This is a genomic window from Bryobacter aggregatus MPL3 (genome assembly GCF_000702445.1).
Lineage (GTDB): Bacteria > Acidobacteriota > Terriglobia > Bryobacterales > Bryobacteraceae > Bryobacter > Bryobacter aggregatus.
This window is the reverse complement of record NZ_JNIF01000003.1, coordinates 1,351,383-1,366,071: the sequence shown is the minus strand read 5'-3', so window position 1 is coordinate 1,366,071 and position 14,689 is coordinate 1,351,383. Positions and strand designations below refer to the sequence as shown.

The 14,689-nt window shown below is 58.0% G+C and carries 15 protein-coding genes; 6 read left to right on the top strand and 9 right to left on the bottom strand.

The window, feature by feature from the left end:
- Complete coding sequence (locus tag M017_RS30485; RefSeq protein ID WP_031496756.1) at nt 1-1,968, top strand: glycine-rich domain-containing protein; 1,968 nt, start codon at nt 1-3, stop codon at nt 1,966-1,968.
- Nucleotides 1,943-5,161, top strand: coding sequence for a PKD domain-containing protein (locus tag M017_RS30645; RefSeq protein WP_420313857.1), 3,219 nt, complete (start codon nt 1,943-1,945; stop codon nt 5,159-5,161). Before M017_RS30485 ends, M017_RS30645 begins: the two co-directional genes overlap by 26 nt.
- A gap of 85 nt (nt 5,162-5,246) precedes the next feature.
- Here M017_RS30645 and M017_RS0106635 read toward each other — a convergent pair whose 3' ends face one another.
- Nucleotides 5,247-6,014: a SirB1 family protein gene (locus M017_RS0106635; protein WP_031496754.1), complete on the bottom strand. Its 768-nt coding sequence runs from the start codon at nt 6,012-6,014 to the stop codon at nt 5,247-5,249.
- A gap of 26 nt (nt 6,015-6,040) precedes the next feature.
- Between M017_RS0106635 and M017_RS0106630 the strand changes: the two genes are divergently transcribed.
- Nucleotides 6,041-6,736, top strand: a complete 696-nt coding sequence (locus M017_RS0106630) for an FG-GAP repeat domain-containing protein (RefSeq protein ID WP_031496753.1) — start codon at nt 6,041-6,043, stop codon at nt 6,734-6,736.
- Here M017_RS0106630 and M017_RS0106625 read toward each other — a convergent pair.
- Nucleotides 6,681-7,052 (bottom strand): cupin domain-containing protein, encoded by a 372-nt coding sequence (locus M017_RS0106625; protein ID WP_031496751.1) that lies wholly within the window; start codon nt 7,050-7,052, stop codon nt 6,681-6,683. The two genes, M017_RS0106630 and M017_RS0106625, sit on opposite strands and share 56 nt — an antisense overlap.
- Nucleotides 7,053-7,067: 15 nt before the next feature.
- Nucleotides 7,068-7,655 carry a YdcF family protein gene (locus M017_RS29650; protein ID WP_031496748.1) on the bottom strand — a complete coding sequence of 196 codons (588 nt, stop codon included), beginning with the start codon at nt 7,653-7,655 and terminating at the stop codon, nt 7,068-7,070.
- Between the two features lie 27 nt (nt 7,656-7,682).
- Between M017_RS29650 and M017_RS29185 the strand changes: the two genes are divergently transcribed.
- On the top strand, nt 7,683-8,444 hold the full coding sequence (locus M017_RS29185) for a TrmH family RNA methyltransferase (protein WP_031496746.1): 762 nt from the start codon (nt 7,683-7,685) through the stop codon (nt 8,442-8,444).
- Nucleotides 8,441-9,745, top strand: a complete 1,305-nt coding sequence (locus M017_RS0106610; protein ID WP_035957702.1) for a replication-associated recombination protein A — start codon at nt 8,441-8,443, stop codon at nt 9,743-9,745. The genes M017_RS29185 and M017_RS0106610 overlap by 4 nt, the downstream gene beginning before the upstream one ends.
- Here the strand turns inward: M017_RS0106610 and M017_RS0106605 are convergent.
- Nucleotides 9,735-10,193, bottom strand: a complete 459-nt coding sequence (locus tag M017_RS0106605; protein WP_031496744.1) for a RidA family protein — start codon at nt 10,191-10,193, stop codon at nt 9,735-9,737. The two genes, M017_RS0106610 and M017_RS0106605, sit on opposite strands and share 11 nt — an antisense overlap.
- Before the next feature lie 134 nt (nt 10,194-10,327).
- Between M017_RS0106605 and M017_RS0106600 the strand changes: the two genes are divergently transcribed.
- Complete coding sequence (locus M017_RS0106600) at nt 10,328-10,687, top strand: PilZ domain-containing protein (protein ID WP_162179850.1); 360 nt, start codon at nt 10,328-10,330, stop codon at nt 10,685-10,687.
- Here M017_RS0106600 and M017_RS27445 read toward each other — a convergent pair.
- The 5 genes from M017_RS27445 to M017_RS0106575 form a co-directional block, all read right to left on the bottom strand.
- A complete protein-coding gene (locus tag M017_RS27445; protein WP_051669566.1) occupies nt 10,681-11,316 on the bottom strand; it encodes a WG repeat-containing protein in 636 nt (211 codons plus the stop codon). The two genes, M017_RS0106600 and M017_RS27445, sit on opposite strands and share 7 nt — an antisense overlap.
- A 14-nt stretch (nt 11,317-11,330) precedes the next feature.
- Nucleotides 11,331-11,996, bottom strand: coding sequence for a DUF5612 domain-containing protein (locus tag M017_RS0106590; RefSeq protein WP_031496738.1), 666 nt, complete (start codon nt 11,994-11,996; stop codon nt 11,331-11,333).
- A complete protein-coding gene (locus tag M017_RS0106585) occupies nt 11,989-12,546 on the bottom strand; it encodes a KdsC family phosphatase (RefSeq protein ID WP_035957701.1) in 558 nt (185 codons plus the stop codon). The genes M017_RS0106590 and M017_RS0106585 overlap by 8 nt, the downstream gene beginning before the upstream one ends.
- A 44-nt stretch (nt 12,547-12,590) precedes the next feature.
- A complete protein-coding gene (locus M017_RS0106580; RefSeq protein ID WP_031496735.1) occupies nt 12,591-13,112 on the bottom strand; it encodes a PEP-CTERM sorting domain-containing protein in 522 nt (173 codons plus the stop codon).
- 434 nt (nt 13,113-13,546) lie between these two features.
- Entirely contained in the window at nt 13,547-14,674 is a 1,128-nt protein-coding gene (locus tag M017_RS0106575) for an alpha/beta hydrolase (protein ID WP_031496733.1), read from the bottom strand.
- Nucleotides 14,675-14,689: the final 15 nt, after the last annotated feature.

The window sequence follows — 14,689 nt, the reverse complement described above, 5'->3', positions numbered from 1 at the left end:
ATGAAACTCTCGATTTGCATTGCTGCTTGTCTGGTGGCTGGTTCTCATGCCATCGCACAAGTGAACGTCAACGGTGACCGCAACTTTCTGGGGCAGGTCAATATGACGACCGCCACAGCAACCAAACCTTTCCGATTGGTGTCCTCCACGCCAACGGGCGCATGTACTGTTGGCAGCGAGGTCGTCCAACTGCTGGCCTCGGCCAATCTCTATGTCTGTAAATCCGACACGCTGACCTGGAGCCAGATCTCCGGATCTGGAGGAGGCAGCGTGACATCGGTCTTTGGCCGTACGGGAGTGATTACGGCGCAGAGCGGGGATTATTCTGCTGGGCAGATCACTGGCCTGGCGGCATCGGCCACCACGGATGCAACCAACGCATCGAACATTCTCAGCGGTACACTCGCATTGGCTCGCATCGCGCAAGGCGGCGCCACGAGTGGGCAGGCACTCGCCTGGAACGGAACCGCATGGGCTCCCGCATCGGTTGGGAACTCGGGTACGGTGACCAGTGTCGGGCTCAGCTTACCCGGGATCTTTAGTGTGTCGAACTCTCCAGTCACTTCCTCGGGCACCATCACCGCCACGCTGGGGACGCAGACGGCGAACTTTGTTTGGGCTGGCCCAACAGCAGGAGCTGCGGCCGCACCAACTTTCCGTGCGCTGCAGCCCCTAGACTTCGCGAGTGGTGGCACGGATGGTTATGCCTTGGTGAAGAACGGAACCAGTTGGGCCTGGGCGTCGATTGGAAGTGGAGGTGGCGGCAACTACCAGACCATCCAAGACCAGACTCCGACAGACCAGACCCAACGGGCGAAGCTACGCTTTGTGGGGAGTGCGGGTTCCGGCGCCACCGTTACGATCACCGACAACGCTGGTGCGAATGCGACGCAAGTGCAGGTTGCAAATGATCTGGCGGTTATCGCCTCTCGCGCCCAAGTGCAAACCGGTTCTGACAACTACAGCGCGGCTTCCTCTGGAACAACGACGATTACATCAACGACCTCCGGCCGGGCGATCTCAGGCTATACGGACGGCATGCCCTACACCCAGAAGTTCACCGCCGCGTGCGGTGCGACCCCGACCTTGAATATCGACGGGATCGGCGCGAAGCGCATCTATGCCGGCGATGGGACCACGGATCCGACGTGTAGCGCCGGGGGCGTGTACACGATGCGCTATGACGCGGCGCTGAATGCAGGCGCGGGCGGTTGGCGCTTTCCGGCTGCGGGGTATACCCGTACGACTGTAGATCTTACCTCTGGCACATCTTGGTCTGTTCCTTCCGGCATCTCGTCTGTTTACGCAATCATCTGCGCTGGTGGTGGTGGCGGTGGTGGGGGTTATGCCGGCTCTTCGGGCGGCGGCGGTGGCGGCGGTGGATGCGAAGAAGGATGGGTGCCGACAACTCCAGGAGGCACGGTTACGTATGCGATCGGTACCGGCGGCGCTGGAGGGGCGAACACATTCGCGGCTAGCGGTGGAGATGGCGAGAAGACGACCTTTGGGGGGCTGATCGCACATGGTGGATTTGGAGGTGACAATAGCGCCCGAGTAAACTCTGGGGCTGGAGGCAGTGGGTTTCCGCCTGCGCCCAATGCTGCAGCGTCAGGCACTGACGTGCCAGGCATACAGGGAGCGAGGCGTGACCTGGGCGCATCTGGGGCTGCAAGACGGTCTACCGCAACCGCTTCTGGTTTAGTCGGATCGGTTGGAGCCTGTAACTCAGGTGGGTCAGGATACTTTTCCAGTGGCTCGGTGCATACTGGCGTTGCTGGGGTAACCGGTGCATATTACGCAGCGCACGGAGCTGGTGCCGCTGGGGCGAGCGCAGGCACCGGAGGCACAGGCACTATCAACGGTGGCGCTGCAGGCGCTTGCGGTGGCGGTGGTGGTGGCGGAAGCAACTCATCGGTTGGTGGAACGGGAGGAGCAGGAGGCAATGGCTTTGTACGGATCATTTACTAAACTCACGATTTTGTTCTGTTGCTTAAGCCTTGAGGCTGGTCAGGGGCTGAAGATCGGACATGGTTTTAGCGTTGCGACTGCGACGATCCCAAACACAGGGAACTACACATCATCTGCGATGGCCAGCTCCGAACAGCAGTTTGCACTGCGTCTGTACGATATTGTTCCTCCGGCCACAGGCAACCCGGTCAATGTGATGTCGGTCCAGGTCGATACTACGTACGGGACGCAATGGCAGATCCGGCTTACGGCTGCCGACACGCCAGCCGATTCAGATGGACCGATCGGAGCCAGACTTTGCTTCCGCACGATCGTCGATGATTCTCCGCAAGGTATATTTCGATGCTTTCTACTTGGCGCGCGAACCGATGTTGTATTACGCGCTATGCGGGGCCGCACGTCGAGATTGCGATCGCTCGAAATGTGGGATACCGCGGGCGGCGGATACATTACAACGCCTGCCAATTGGACTCTTGAAGGGCCACTCTCAACCAGCGTAAGCGCAGGCCACGCGGTTGTTTTTGGTGGCAATCCTAATTCTGCCGACACCGCTTGGCCGGTTGGTACATCCGCTGTGATCGCCTGGGCAAAATGGACCAATGCTGAAGTCCCACTGGGGGCAGCCGCTCCAAAAGCTGGGGACTCGGCCAATATGGGCAATTGGTTGTTTGACGGCAACGGAACGGACCAATCTGGCAATCTTAACCTGACTGTCACCAGCCCGACGTACGTTCCAACCGTGGACCTGCCACCTGCATCTGTGCCTCGAACTGGTGGGTACCAGAGTATTGTCACGCCCAAGTGGACATCGTGGATTTCGCTTCGAGCTGGGTACCCCAACACGCTTGATGCAACGGCTTCGAGCTCTGATGAGATTGGCTCTTTGTCTTACCGGTGGCGGCAAGTGTCAGGGCCGACGCGCTTGCATTTTAGCGATGTCACCTCGGCGACGCCAACAATCTCAGGCCTGATTACTGGTACCTATCGAGTTCAGCTACAGACAACTGCCCCTTCGGCGCAAATATCGATAAGCGACCTGCAATTTGGTGCAGTCGCGATGGACGAAAACGGCGTTGTAGTGGTCACAGATCCGGAACTCGACATCATTATCGGTCCACAGATTGCTTTTGGCCGATCCCCTTGGCCGTACCTCGATCGCACCCAGCAGTACATGGCGGACTTTTACGGGGGCCTGCTCGGCACTGACTATGCAGACCTTTGGAGTTCACCCGCGACTGGTAAAGTCAGCGCCGTCAGCGGAGAACGCACAATTACCGGCAGCGGCACCAATTGGCAAACAGCAGGCTATTGCGGCGGCAATGATTACATCGTCCTTTTTACATCAGATGCGGACAACTTGAATGGAAATGACGTTGGTTACTACGGCATACCAATCCAATCTTGCGCTTCCAACACAAGCCTGACAGTACCCTTTCCAATGACTGCATTTTCGGGCCTTCAGTACGCACTCATGTCTGGAGCTGCCTATGGGCGTTGGGTTGGGCAAAATACCAATGCCAATTACTATGACAATGTGTTGGCGCACTATTCATTCGCTGCCCGGAGCGGACACACTCAATACCGAGACTATGCACGGACATTGGCAGATCGGTGGATCAGCGGCCCTTGGCTTAATTATTTCCGCGCGGGCGGAACAGGCACGTTAAACGGCGCTCCTCGACTGCGAGCGATGACAGGACTTGTGATGCGAGCGCGCGATGGCCGGTCGAACTGGTGGCCCGCGTTGCATACCCAGATGGATCTCGACAAGGGCCTATTCGATACACCTTTACCCATAACATCTACATCTCGCGATTATGATGCGCGGGAGGATTGGCTGCGCATGAGCGGGCTTGCTCTGGCCTCTCGGTACTCAACCGATGGCGCCAAGCGCTCTCAGTACTTGGCTACAATCAATTCCGCTATTACGACCTGGTGGGCGCCGCTGAGGGGAGCCCGGGGTGAATGGATCATGGCGTACGAGCAGAACTGGGCCAATGCACCAGTTGCGATCGTCTCAAACGGCGCGACCGGAGTGACCTACGCTGGCGGCGCGACCGGCACGGTTTCAACCTCCGGATCGAGCGTGGTGTGGCAGAGCGGAGCAAAGTTCGGTACGCAATTAGTTGGATCGCAGATCAAGATCAACAGCGCCTTGTACACCGTGTTGTCGGTGGCGGGCGAAGATGCGTTGACCCTTACGACAAGCGCAGGCACTCAGACGGGAGTGGGCTATCAGTGGGGCCTCTTGGCTTCAACTTGCAGTTGGCCGAATCGAGTGTGGTTTACGACGACAAATTTTCTGGTTGGCGGAGATGCCCGCAGCTACACCTGCACCTATGGAGCGTTTGACTCGATGACGCTCGGCTCTGCTTACGAGGGGGCGACTGGTACCAAAAAATTTACGTCATCAGCCACCAATGGTTATTTTTCGCAAGGATTCATGCAAGGTATTGCTGCAGGAGCTATGTGGATGGTGAGCAAGCTGACCGGTAACACAACCACAGCTACTTGGTTGACGGAGACCATGGATTTTGTTCGGGATGTTGCTTATCGTCCGGCATCAGGCGGTCTGTACTATGTGCGGACTTCGATTGATTGCGAACCCACGTTGGTGGCGGAGGCGAACCAATCCTGTATTGATCAAAACGGCGATGGAGCAGGAGCACAGCGCGAGTACGCGGCAGAGGTACTTGGACAGGGCTATGGATTCGCGCGATTAATCAGTGGTGCATCAACCTACACGACGCAGGGCGACATTCATGCGGCCAATCTCTTTGGCGCTCCAGGCTACGGTGGTCCTGGAGCGACCGGTCTAAGTGGATACAATCTCAACTCGGGCTTGGTCGAAATTAACAAGTCAGCCAAGTACAACGGCTTTTACTTCGGACTTGGTCGGGCTGCTGTTTACCCAGCTGCGCGAGTGGGAGGCGCCGCTTCCGCTGAAAATCGCACGGTGAACGTCTGGGTTGATCCGGCTGCAATCGCAGGCGCGGCAAGCGTCCGGGTCGTCCTCACCTATCCGAGTGGCAAGACGAAGGACGCGACCTGCGACAGCGCAATGATGTGTTCTGTTACAGCCAACGCGACCGAAGGCGACCACCTGCTCACTCGCGAGTACTGGTCGGGCGCCGGAGCGTCGGGGCGGCTGCTGGCAATCGCTAGCGATCCCGCTGACGTGATGCTTCGTTAAGCGAGTGCGGTTCTTTTCTGTGGGCCCCAGTCTTCGGACTGGGGCCTTTTTCTATTTCCACCTTGCAGCAATCAGACGGCAGCGCTCAATTCTTATGCGCATGCATCCGGTGCAATCTGGCAATCTGATTCTTCAGTTCTTCCCCATCAGGATCGAGCGGCCGAAGTTCCAGGTAGCGATCGAGATCCGCCGCAGCAGCATGAAAACGTTGCGTCGCGGCCAAAGTTGCGGCGCGCTGCCGCAGAACGTCGGCATCCACCGGATCCGCTTCGAGCAACAGATCCAACACCGCGTTCGCCTTCCTCCACGCCTGGCGCTGCAGATAAATCAATCGCAGATTGTTCAACATCCGGATCACGATGCTGCGCTTGGACGCGGCAACCAGATAACGAGGATCCAGTTCCCTCTCGACATCTTCCTTGATCTGGCCCTGATGGTAGGGATCGAGATAGTAGGTGTCGCCGTCCTCCTCAAGTCGCAATAGAAAATGCCCCGGCGCCCCAATTCCATCCACAGCAACCCCGAGGCGGCGGCCCAATTCCATATACAAAACACAGATGGTGATCGGAATACCGGTTCTTGCTTCAAGAACATGATTCAGGCAAGAATTGCGCGGGTTGTAGTAGTCTGCTTCGTTGCCCGCGATTCCCAACTCGCCGAACAGATACTGCTGTGCCGTCAAACGAAAGCTGCCGCCCATCCGGCGCCGCATCTCTTCGGCATGCCGGTCCAGCTCCGCGAGCCACTCCGGGACCACCAACGTCGGGTACTCGATACGCGCGATCTGGAACGCCGCTTCGTCCAGATTCGCGTGCTCGTCTTCAAACCTGAGAATCCGCTTCAGAGCATTCATCACTCTAATGAGTAGAATACTCTCAGATGCGTTGTGCGCTTCTCTTTCTCCTCCCAGTTGCGCTCTTCGCGTCTGGAACTTGCCGCCTCAGCCTCGATCTTGACCACGACGGCACGCCCGATACGATTACGATCGAAGGTGGCACGACGGAAGGCCCGCTGATTGCCATCCACGGCAAAACGCAGGCGCGCTGGCAACTCGATCACCACGTCATCACTCGCGAATGCTACGCCCTCACTCTCTTTGGACGGCCTGGAATCGCGATTCTTCCCCTCGGCATGACGCTCCGCTTCTATGAACCGACGGGCAAATGGGGGACTCCCTGGAAGTACACCGAACTCTATTCGTTCTACACCGCAAGCTGGCAAGGCGGTCTCGTACAGGCTGATCTCAATGGGGATGGCTATCCCGATCTCTTCGTCGGCAACTACTGGCTGGAGAGCCCTCCCCGTTTCGATCTGCCCTGGCGCCTCTATGCGATCAACGCCTATCACGAGACCCCGGTCAGTGCGACGGCGCAGTTGCACTGGGATGGCAAACGGCTACTTTGGGTGGAGAGCCGTAGTCCGAAAGGCCGCATCATCTGGTTCACCCCTCCTGCAGACATCAAACAACTCTGGCTGCCCGAAGCCCATCCCCTCAGCGGCCGGCTCGATTGCCCGCAACTCAGCTTTGAGCGGGGGCAGCCTGTGATTTCCGAAGATAAGCGTCGTTGCCAGTGAGCCAATCCTCGCGCCGCGGCGTAAACAGGTCGGTCACTTCGCAATCTTCCAAAACATCCACAGAATGAGGGAGATGCGGTGGAATTTCGAGCGACTGTCCGGGGCCAACTTCAATGTGTTGCCCGCCCAGGTGGAACAGCAATCGCCCGGAATGCACCATCGAGACCTGCTCATTCGGATGGTCATGCAGCACCACATGCGCGTCTTTCTTTAAGCTCAGATTGGCGATCGTCATGCCTGCGGTATGGACCACCTTGCGATAGAAAAGCGGGGTCACTTCCTCGAGTGAGAGCTCGTTCCAGTCGTGTACTTTCATCTCCAGAGCTTATCGCTAAAATCGGATGCCGAGATCAAAAAGTGAATAGCCGACGGCCTGGCGCAAATAGAGCCAGCCGGTCTGGAGATAACCGGCATCCTTGGCGGGGCGCGGCGAACCGACGCAATCGAGTCCATAGTCCGTCATCATTTTCTTGGCGCGAAACAAATGATAGCCATCGCTCACGAGAATGCAGGTATTCCAGCCCATGCGCTTGAGAATTTCAGCACTCGCCGCCGTGGTTTGGGCGGTCGTGGCCCCTTCGCGCTCCACATAGATGTTTTCCACCGGAATGCCGCGATCGGCAAGATACTGCCGGCCCACTTCCGCTTCTGTATGGACCCGCTCGCCGCCGGAACCCCCAGTGGTGAGCACTCGTGGCGCCATTTTCTGCATGTACAGATCAAAGGCGTGATCGAGTCTGCTGCGAAACACCGGCGAGGGTTTTCCCTTGTATTCTGCGGCGCCCAACACCACAATCACTTCCGACGGGCGAGCCTCTTCTTTTTGTGCTTGATCGCGGACTGCGAGGGCTAAAATGGTCACCTGATAGCCCCAGATCAGAAACAAAAGCACAGCGGCGATGGTCAAAATTTTCTTCAAGTGCTTCGAATTTAGTCTACTGGAGCTATGGCCCTCGCACACATCGAACGACTCACAAGCCTGCAAAACCCTCTTCTCAAACTGGTCCGCAAGGCCTTCGCGAAGGGCTCTGCAACGGAAGACGGCCTGATCCTCGCGGAAGGTTTCCACCAGATTGAGGAGGCGCGGCGCAGCCAGGCAAAAGTGGAAGTTGTCATTGGTACGGAACACGCTCTCGGCCGCATCGGCAATATTGCTCCCCGGCTGGTCGAGCTTTCTGATGCCTTTTTCCGCGAAACGGCGGGTACAGAAGCTCCTCAGGGCATTCTTGCCCTGGTCCGTCTTCCCGCCTGGCAGCCGGCCCAGCTCTGGAGTGCGGAGGCTCTGGTGCTGGTTCTCGATGGCATTCAGGATCCCGGTAATGCCGGCACGATGATCCGCACCGCAGAGGCCTTCGGCGCGACCGGTGTGGTGGCTCTCAAGGGAACGGTGGATCTGAATAACCCGAAGGTCATCCGGGCCTCGGCCGGCAGCATCTTCCGGGTCCCCACCCTGCGCAGCTCCACTGCCGAAATACCTGTCCCGAGCTATGCCGCCGCCGCTGACGCGAAACTCACCGTTCGCGACGTGGATTGGAAGGGCCCTGCCGCCATCATCATTGGCAGCGAAGGTCATGGCGTGAGTGCACCCTTGCGCAAAGCCTCAACGGGCGTCCGCATTCCCACTCGTGGGGTGGAGAGTCTCAATGCCGGCATTGCCGCTGCCGTTCTTCTCTATGAGGCCGCTGCCCAGCGCGGAACGAACAAATGAGCAGTCTGTTTGCGGACGAGAATCCTCCGCAGGACCTTGGCCGCGAATCCCGGCCGCTCGCCGAGCGTCTGCGGCCCGAACATCTTGGTGACGTCGTCGGCCAGACGCATCTGCTCGGGCCGGGCCGCCCCATCCGGACCATGGTTGACAAGGACCGTCTCAAGAGCATGATCCTCTGGGGACCTCCCGGGGTGGGCAAAACCACCATCGCCCGGCTTCTGGCCAAGGAATCAAAAGCCGACTTCGTACCCTTTAGCGCGGTTCTTTCTGGGATCAAAGAGATCAAGGCCGTGATGTCGGAGGCGGAAAAGAATCTCCGCTACGGGCGCCGCACGGTGGTTTTTGTCGACGAGATCCATCGTTTCAACAAAGCGCAGCAGGACGCGTTTCTTCCCTACGTAGAGAGGGGCGATATTGTCCTGATCGGCGCTACAACGGAGAACCCCAGCTTTGAGGTCAATGGCGCTTTATTGAGCCGCGCGAAAGTGTTTACCTTGCGTGGGCTCGAAGTCGAAGAACTGGCGCGTCTGGTCCAGCGCGGCCTTGTCGAAATGAAAGTCGACGCAGCGCCAGAGGTGATCGAGATGATCGCGCAATTCGTCAATGGCGATGCCCGCAATGCGCTTAATCTGGTGGAATTAGCCGCCTCCGTTGCTGTCGACGGCCATGTCACCCGGGAATCGCTCGAAGGCGTGCTCGAACGCCGCATGCTGCTCTACGACAAGGGGGGCGAAGAACACTACAATCTGATCAGCGCGCTCCATAAGAGTGTCCGCTCCAGCGACCCCGATGCGGCCCTCTATTGGCTGGCCCGCATGCTCGAGTCGGGCGAAGACCGGATGTATCTGGCGCGCCGTTTGGTTCGCATGGCGGTGGAAGACATTGGCCTCGCCGACCCTCGAGCCGTCGAGCAGGCCATTGCCTGCCAGCAGACCGTCCACTTTCTCGGTGAGCCGGAAGGCGATCAGGCCCTCGCCCAGATCACCATCTATCTCGCCATCGCTCCCAAAAGCGATGCCGCTTACCAGGCCCTGAAGTTGGCACAAACCGCCGCCCGCGAGCGCCTCGCCGAACCGGTCCCAATGCAACTGCGCAACGCGCCCACGCGCCTGATGAAGGATCTGGGATATGGCACCGGATACGAACATGCCCACCAACGGGCTGACGCCGTGGTGGGCATGAAGTGCCTGCCTCCAGGGTTGGAGGGCTCGGAGTTCTATCACCCGACGAATCGGGGGCTTGAAGCGAAGATTCGCGAACGCCTCGAAGAGTGGAAGGCGAAGCGCGCTTCTACTTCTTAGCCTTGCTGGCGTCGGCGGTGACGGTAATCTCGATGCGAGCCTTGCCGACCAGCTTCGCTACGCCCACCGTGGTCCGGGCCGGACGCGGTTCCGGAAACTGTGTCATATAGACCTTATTCATCCGGTCGAATAAATCCATATCGGTCAGATACACTTGCACCGCGACGGCATCTGCTAAGGTAAGTCCAGCTTCCTTGAGAATCTTCTCGATGGAGCCAATACAGGCTTTCACTTCGTCTTCAAAGACTTCCGGCGTGCCCCCGTTGGCATCCCGGCCAATTTGACCGGCGACATACATCGTGTTTCCAGAGATGATCCCGGGCGAGTAAGGGCCCGCCGTAGCAGAGCCCTTCGGCACGATCGCTTTCTTTTCGGCTTGCAGCAGGCCCGGCGCCAGAAGAAGGAGGGCAGCCAGGGCGGATCGTAGTGGAGTCTGAAAGAATGACATTGTTAGCAGTGTAAAACACCCGCAAGAGCGCTGCACTGGAACGAGCAGTACTTTTGTACTCAGGTAAATTGGACCAAGGTTCTTATTGAGGATCGGCCCTGAATCCCGCATCCTTGCTTTGTTAGGAGACAACAGTGTTCGGATTACAGATGGCAAAAAGCAGTTCGAAGGACTTGAATGATCGGCGGGGTGCTGATCGCTTCCCCATCGAACGCGAAGTTCGTTACAAGGTGCTGTCCAAGCGCAGTAACGACGAAGCGGGGATCGGAAAAACGATCAATATGAGTAGTTCCGGCGTGTTGTTTACCTCAGAGCATTCCTTAGTGCCTGGCAAACGGATCGAAATCGCTATCAGTTGGCCCGCTCAGTTGAATAACAAAACACCGCTCAAGCTGGTTGCCCGTGGCCGTGTCATCCGCTGTGAAGATGGCCGCGCCGCTCTTGAAATCCAGCAGTATGAATTCCGCACCCAGGGCTCGACGAGTCTTCAATAGCTGGTTTCGAGATGACGGCCGCTGCGGGTGGGGTCAAAAACCAAGTCTCCTGACGGATTGACTTTGCCCCAACGGGCTCCTAGCTTCACCTCTGCCCAGCCGGAAACAAAGCTTTTCGCCTCCTGGTAGCGGGGGGCAATCGCAAACTTCCCTTGGGAATCGACATAACCCCAGCGGCCATACCAACGCACCGCGGCGAGACCTTCGGCAAAATCTGCACAATCCTCGTAGAGGGGATTGATCCGCCATTGCCCGGTTTTGTCGATGAAACCCCATTTCGCTACCGACTGTACCGCCGCCAGGCCACTCACAAAGGCGCGTGCTTGCGTGAACTCCGGATGAATGGCGGTCTTGCCGTTTTCGTCGATGTAGCCCCAGAGTTCTCCAAAGTCCATCGCGATCAATGCGACCTCTTCGGCGAATTCGCCCTGCTTCGAGACCAGTTCAAAGGCTTCGACGATCTCTTTCAGCTTTTCTTCGGCTTTTCTGCGCAGCCGTTCCGGTTCAGCCTGATGCCGATCCGGATGCCAGATTTTTACCAGGTCGAGATAAGCCGCCCGCGCCTCTTCGAGAGTGCAGAGCGGGCGGATCTCAAGAATGGAATAGGCCCGATCCAGTTGTTCGCTCAAAAACGAATATCGGCCTAAAACACTCTTTGCTTGAGACGTGCGACGTTGAATTTTGCGGTGTCGGCAACTGCCATCACGGTCATGACTCCGGCCTGCACGGGGTCAGACACCACCAGATCGGCGGCTTCAGGGACGCTCCCCGCCATGTTCAGGCTCACCACCAGCAAGCCCTGCGAGCGTACTTCCCGCACCGCAATCTCGATTTCGCCGCCCATCAGTGAGCCGGCCAGTACCAATGCCTTGGCGCGCGGCAGGCGTGCCACGGCTCGGACGGCATCGGCAAGCTGCTGCTCGCCAACCAGAGGAATGGTGTCGACAGAGATATGCTCGCCCCGCAGATTGTGCCGGTCTGCCTCTGAGATCGCGCCGATCGCCACCTGCGCTACCTGCGCTCCGCCGCCCATGATGATGATGCGTTTGCCGTAAATCTTATCCATGCTGCGGACGATCTCGACCCCTCGCACCACGGGCAAAGCCGCAAGATCCACCAGCACCTGCTGGTAGTCCTCTTGTTTGAATTCAATCTCAAAGAAGGTGCGTTCTTCGTTCTCTTCCCGGCTGCCGAGAATCGCCACGGACAGGATGTTGCCCTGATGCGCCGCGATCACGCCGGTCAGTTGGTGCAGCACCCCAGGCTGGGGCGCCACTCTTACGAGCAGAGCAAGTTTTGTCTCAGACATGAATTTCGTATTTCTTGAGGATGTCACCCCAAAGACCGCGGGATCGCATCAGGATTTCGCAAACTTCACGCACTGCGCCTTCGCCACCTTTGGCGGCGGTGGTGTAGTCGGCGCACCGCTTCACTTCTTCGCGGGCATTGGCGGTAGCAAAGCTTAAGCCCACACGGCGGAAGCAGACGACATCGGTAAAGTCATCGCCAATAAAGGCGATTTTCGAAGCATCGACTTTTGCATCGGCGATGATCTCTTCGAGAATCGGAATCTTTTCGATATGCCCTTGGTAGACATACTTCATCTTGCCCTGGCGGGCGCGCTCTGCGGTGGCAGGAGACACGCGTCCAGAGATCACCCCCGTGCTGATGCCATGCCAGCTGAGCCATTGCAGCGCAATGCCATCCTGGGAATCAAAGGCCTTTGTCTCGAGCACCGACCCATCCGGGAACGGGATGTTGTACAGGCGGCCATCCGTCAGAACACCGTCGACATCCATCAATAGAACTTCGATTTTAGAGGCGCGCTCGAGGAGCTCGGGCGTGAGAGCAACAGACATAAGGGCTATTGTCTCAGAGGTCCCCGGATCCTCGGGAAAGTGGCCTAGCGTCGCTGCCTTTTGCGCCGTCGCAGTGAGAGCAGTCCCAATGCCACTCCAGCAAGGGCGAAAGTTGCAGGTTCCGGGGCGGGCACGATCGCATAGCGGCCTGAATACTCGAAATGATTTCCTGTCTCTACGTGGTTCGCGAGATAACCCACTAGCGACGCCGACGCGATGATCTGGTTGCTGGTGTCATATAACACTAAGCTTCCACCCCCATCGGAGAAGGACACGTAGAAGTTTGTCGAGTAGAACTCGTCGATATACGCCCAACCCCGGTTGTAGGAACCCGATATGGCACGCATAAAGAAAGAGGGCCCTGTGGTCGAGCTCGTCACATTTTCAACTGCGAAACTGACCCCATGCGTTCCGTCCGATCCGGATGCTGCGGCCTGCTGGTATCCATCTGCTGGGAAGCTGTACTCATAGAATCCACTGCCACTGATCGGAATCGGACCAACGATCAAGGTTGCGGATGCGAGGGAAAGAAAAGAGACAAAAAGAAGGAGGGACTTCAGAATCATTGTTTTCCAATCTGGTTCGAGATTGCATCTGAGCCGGACGGCGCCGGTGGACAGAGACAGAGCGGGTGTTTCGGCGGGCAGAGCCAGAATGAACGCGGGAAGAATTTAGAACACGGCCACGGTCTGACCGTTACAGTTCAGTCCGGATTGGAAGGATATGAGGGCTAGCGATTCGATCTGCGGGGGACGGATTTGAAGACGAGGGTGTGGGTGGTCGATCCCCCGGCGAGCCAGGTCCATGCACCTTCTTGATGCTCGCCTTCGCCGATGTTTGCGATCAGGCCCGTGCTGGTTGCCAGCCCACGACCACCAGCCGCTTGGCGTTCGTGGCTCTCCCCATGAGTCCTGCCCAAACGCAAATTGGGAGCCGATGGCTCCCAATTTGCGTGATCCGAAATAATCCTGGCGATCTCCAGGATTGTTCGCAAAGAAATTTACTTCGCCTTGTACCCCTGCCAGATATATTCAAGCGCCTGTGGTAAGGTTTGTTGTTTCACTGCGCGGTCGGTATGGCCGCAATTCTTCGAAAACACAAACTGATAGTGATAGCCCTTGGCGGCCAGCACCTTCGCCATATTCTCATTGGCCAGCACCCAATCGTGATAGTCATCCCGCGTGCTGAGATTGTCCCGGTCGCCCACCTGCATCCACAGGCGAATCGGCTTCTTCGGCGAATTCGGAATCAGGGTCTTATGAAACTCCCAAGCTCCAGTCGGCGTTTCTGGATTGTAGGGCCACTGCTGGTACACATAAGTGCCGGAGTAGGTCAGGACGCGGTGGTAGCGCTCCGGGTGATACCAGGCCATGATCAATGCAGCAGACCCGCCCGAACTGCCGCCCATCGTGGCGCGGCCCTCCGGATCTTTGGTCAGCTTCACCTTGGCAATCTTTTCGACGAGCGGGAGCACCTCTTCTTCGACGAAGTCCGCGTAGCGGCCGGACATCGTGTCGTATTCGAGCCCTCGCTGGCTGCCCTGCCCATCGCCGCTTCCATTGCCGATCGACACCGCAATCATTGCCGGCAGACGCTTCTGGGCAATCAGGTTATCGAGTGTCTGAAACAGCAGTTTGTCGGGGCCATCAGCGCCAACAATAAAAGGCGCCACCGTGCCTGCAACATACTGCTTGGGCACATAGACCGCAACTTTTCGCGTATACGGCGCAGGATGGCTCGAGATCAACAGCTTCGAAGGATCTGCCGGATCCGGACGAGCAAAAGTACCCGCTTCGCGCGCAATGCCGGGATAGAACTTGCTGTCCTTCGACTCCATCGTGAAGTTGAAGATCTCGCCTTGCGGTACGCCTTCCTGGACCACCGTCTCGGGGGCCGGACTGTAGGTGGGGCCTTGGATGAAGTTCCCATCAACATGGATCGGAGGATTGGCGCCGTCGGGAAGCTCGGTTGCTTTCACATAGCCGGGCGTATGCGGGTCTCGCGTGGGCGGAGGCGGACGCACAGGACGAACCGGCGCGGCAGGAGAGGTGGGAGGAGTTTGTGCTTGGGCGAGGCCCCATCCAGTGATGGAGCTCACCAGGACGGCAGCGCTGAGAAATCGAAACATGAGAGACTCTTTTCG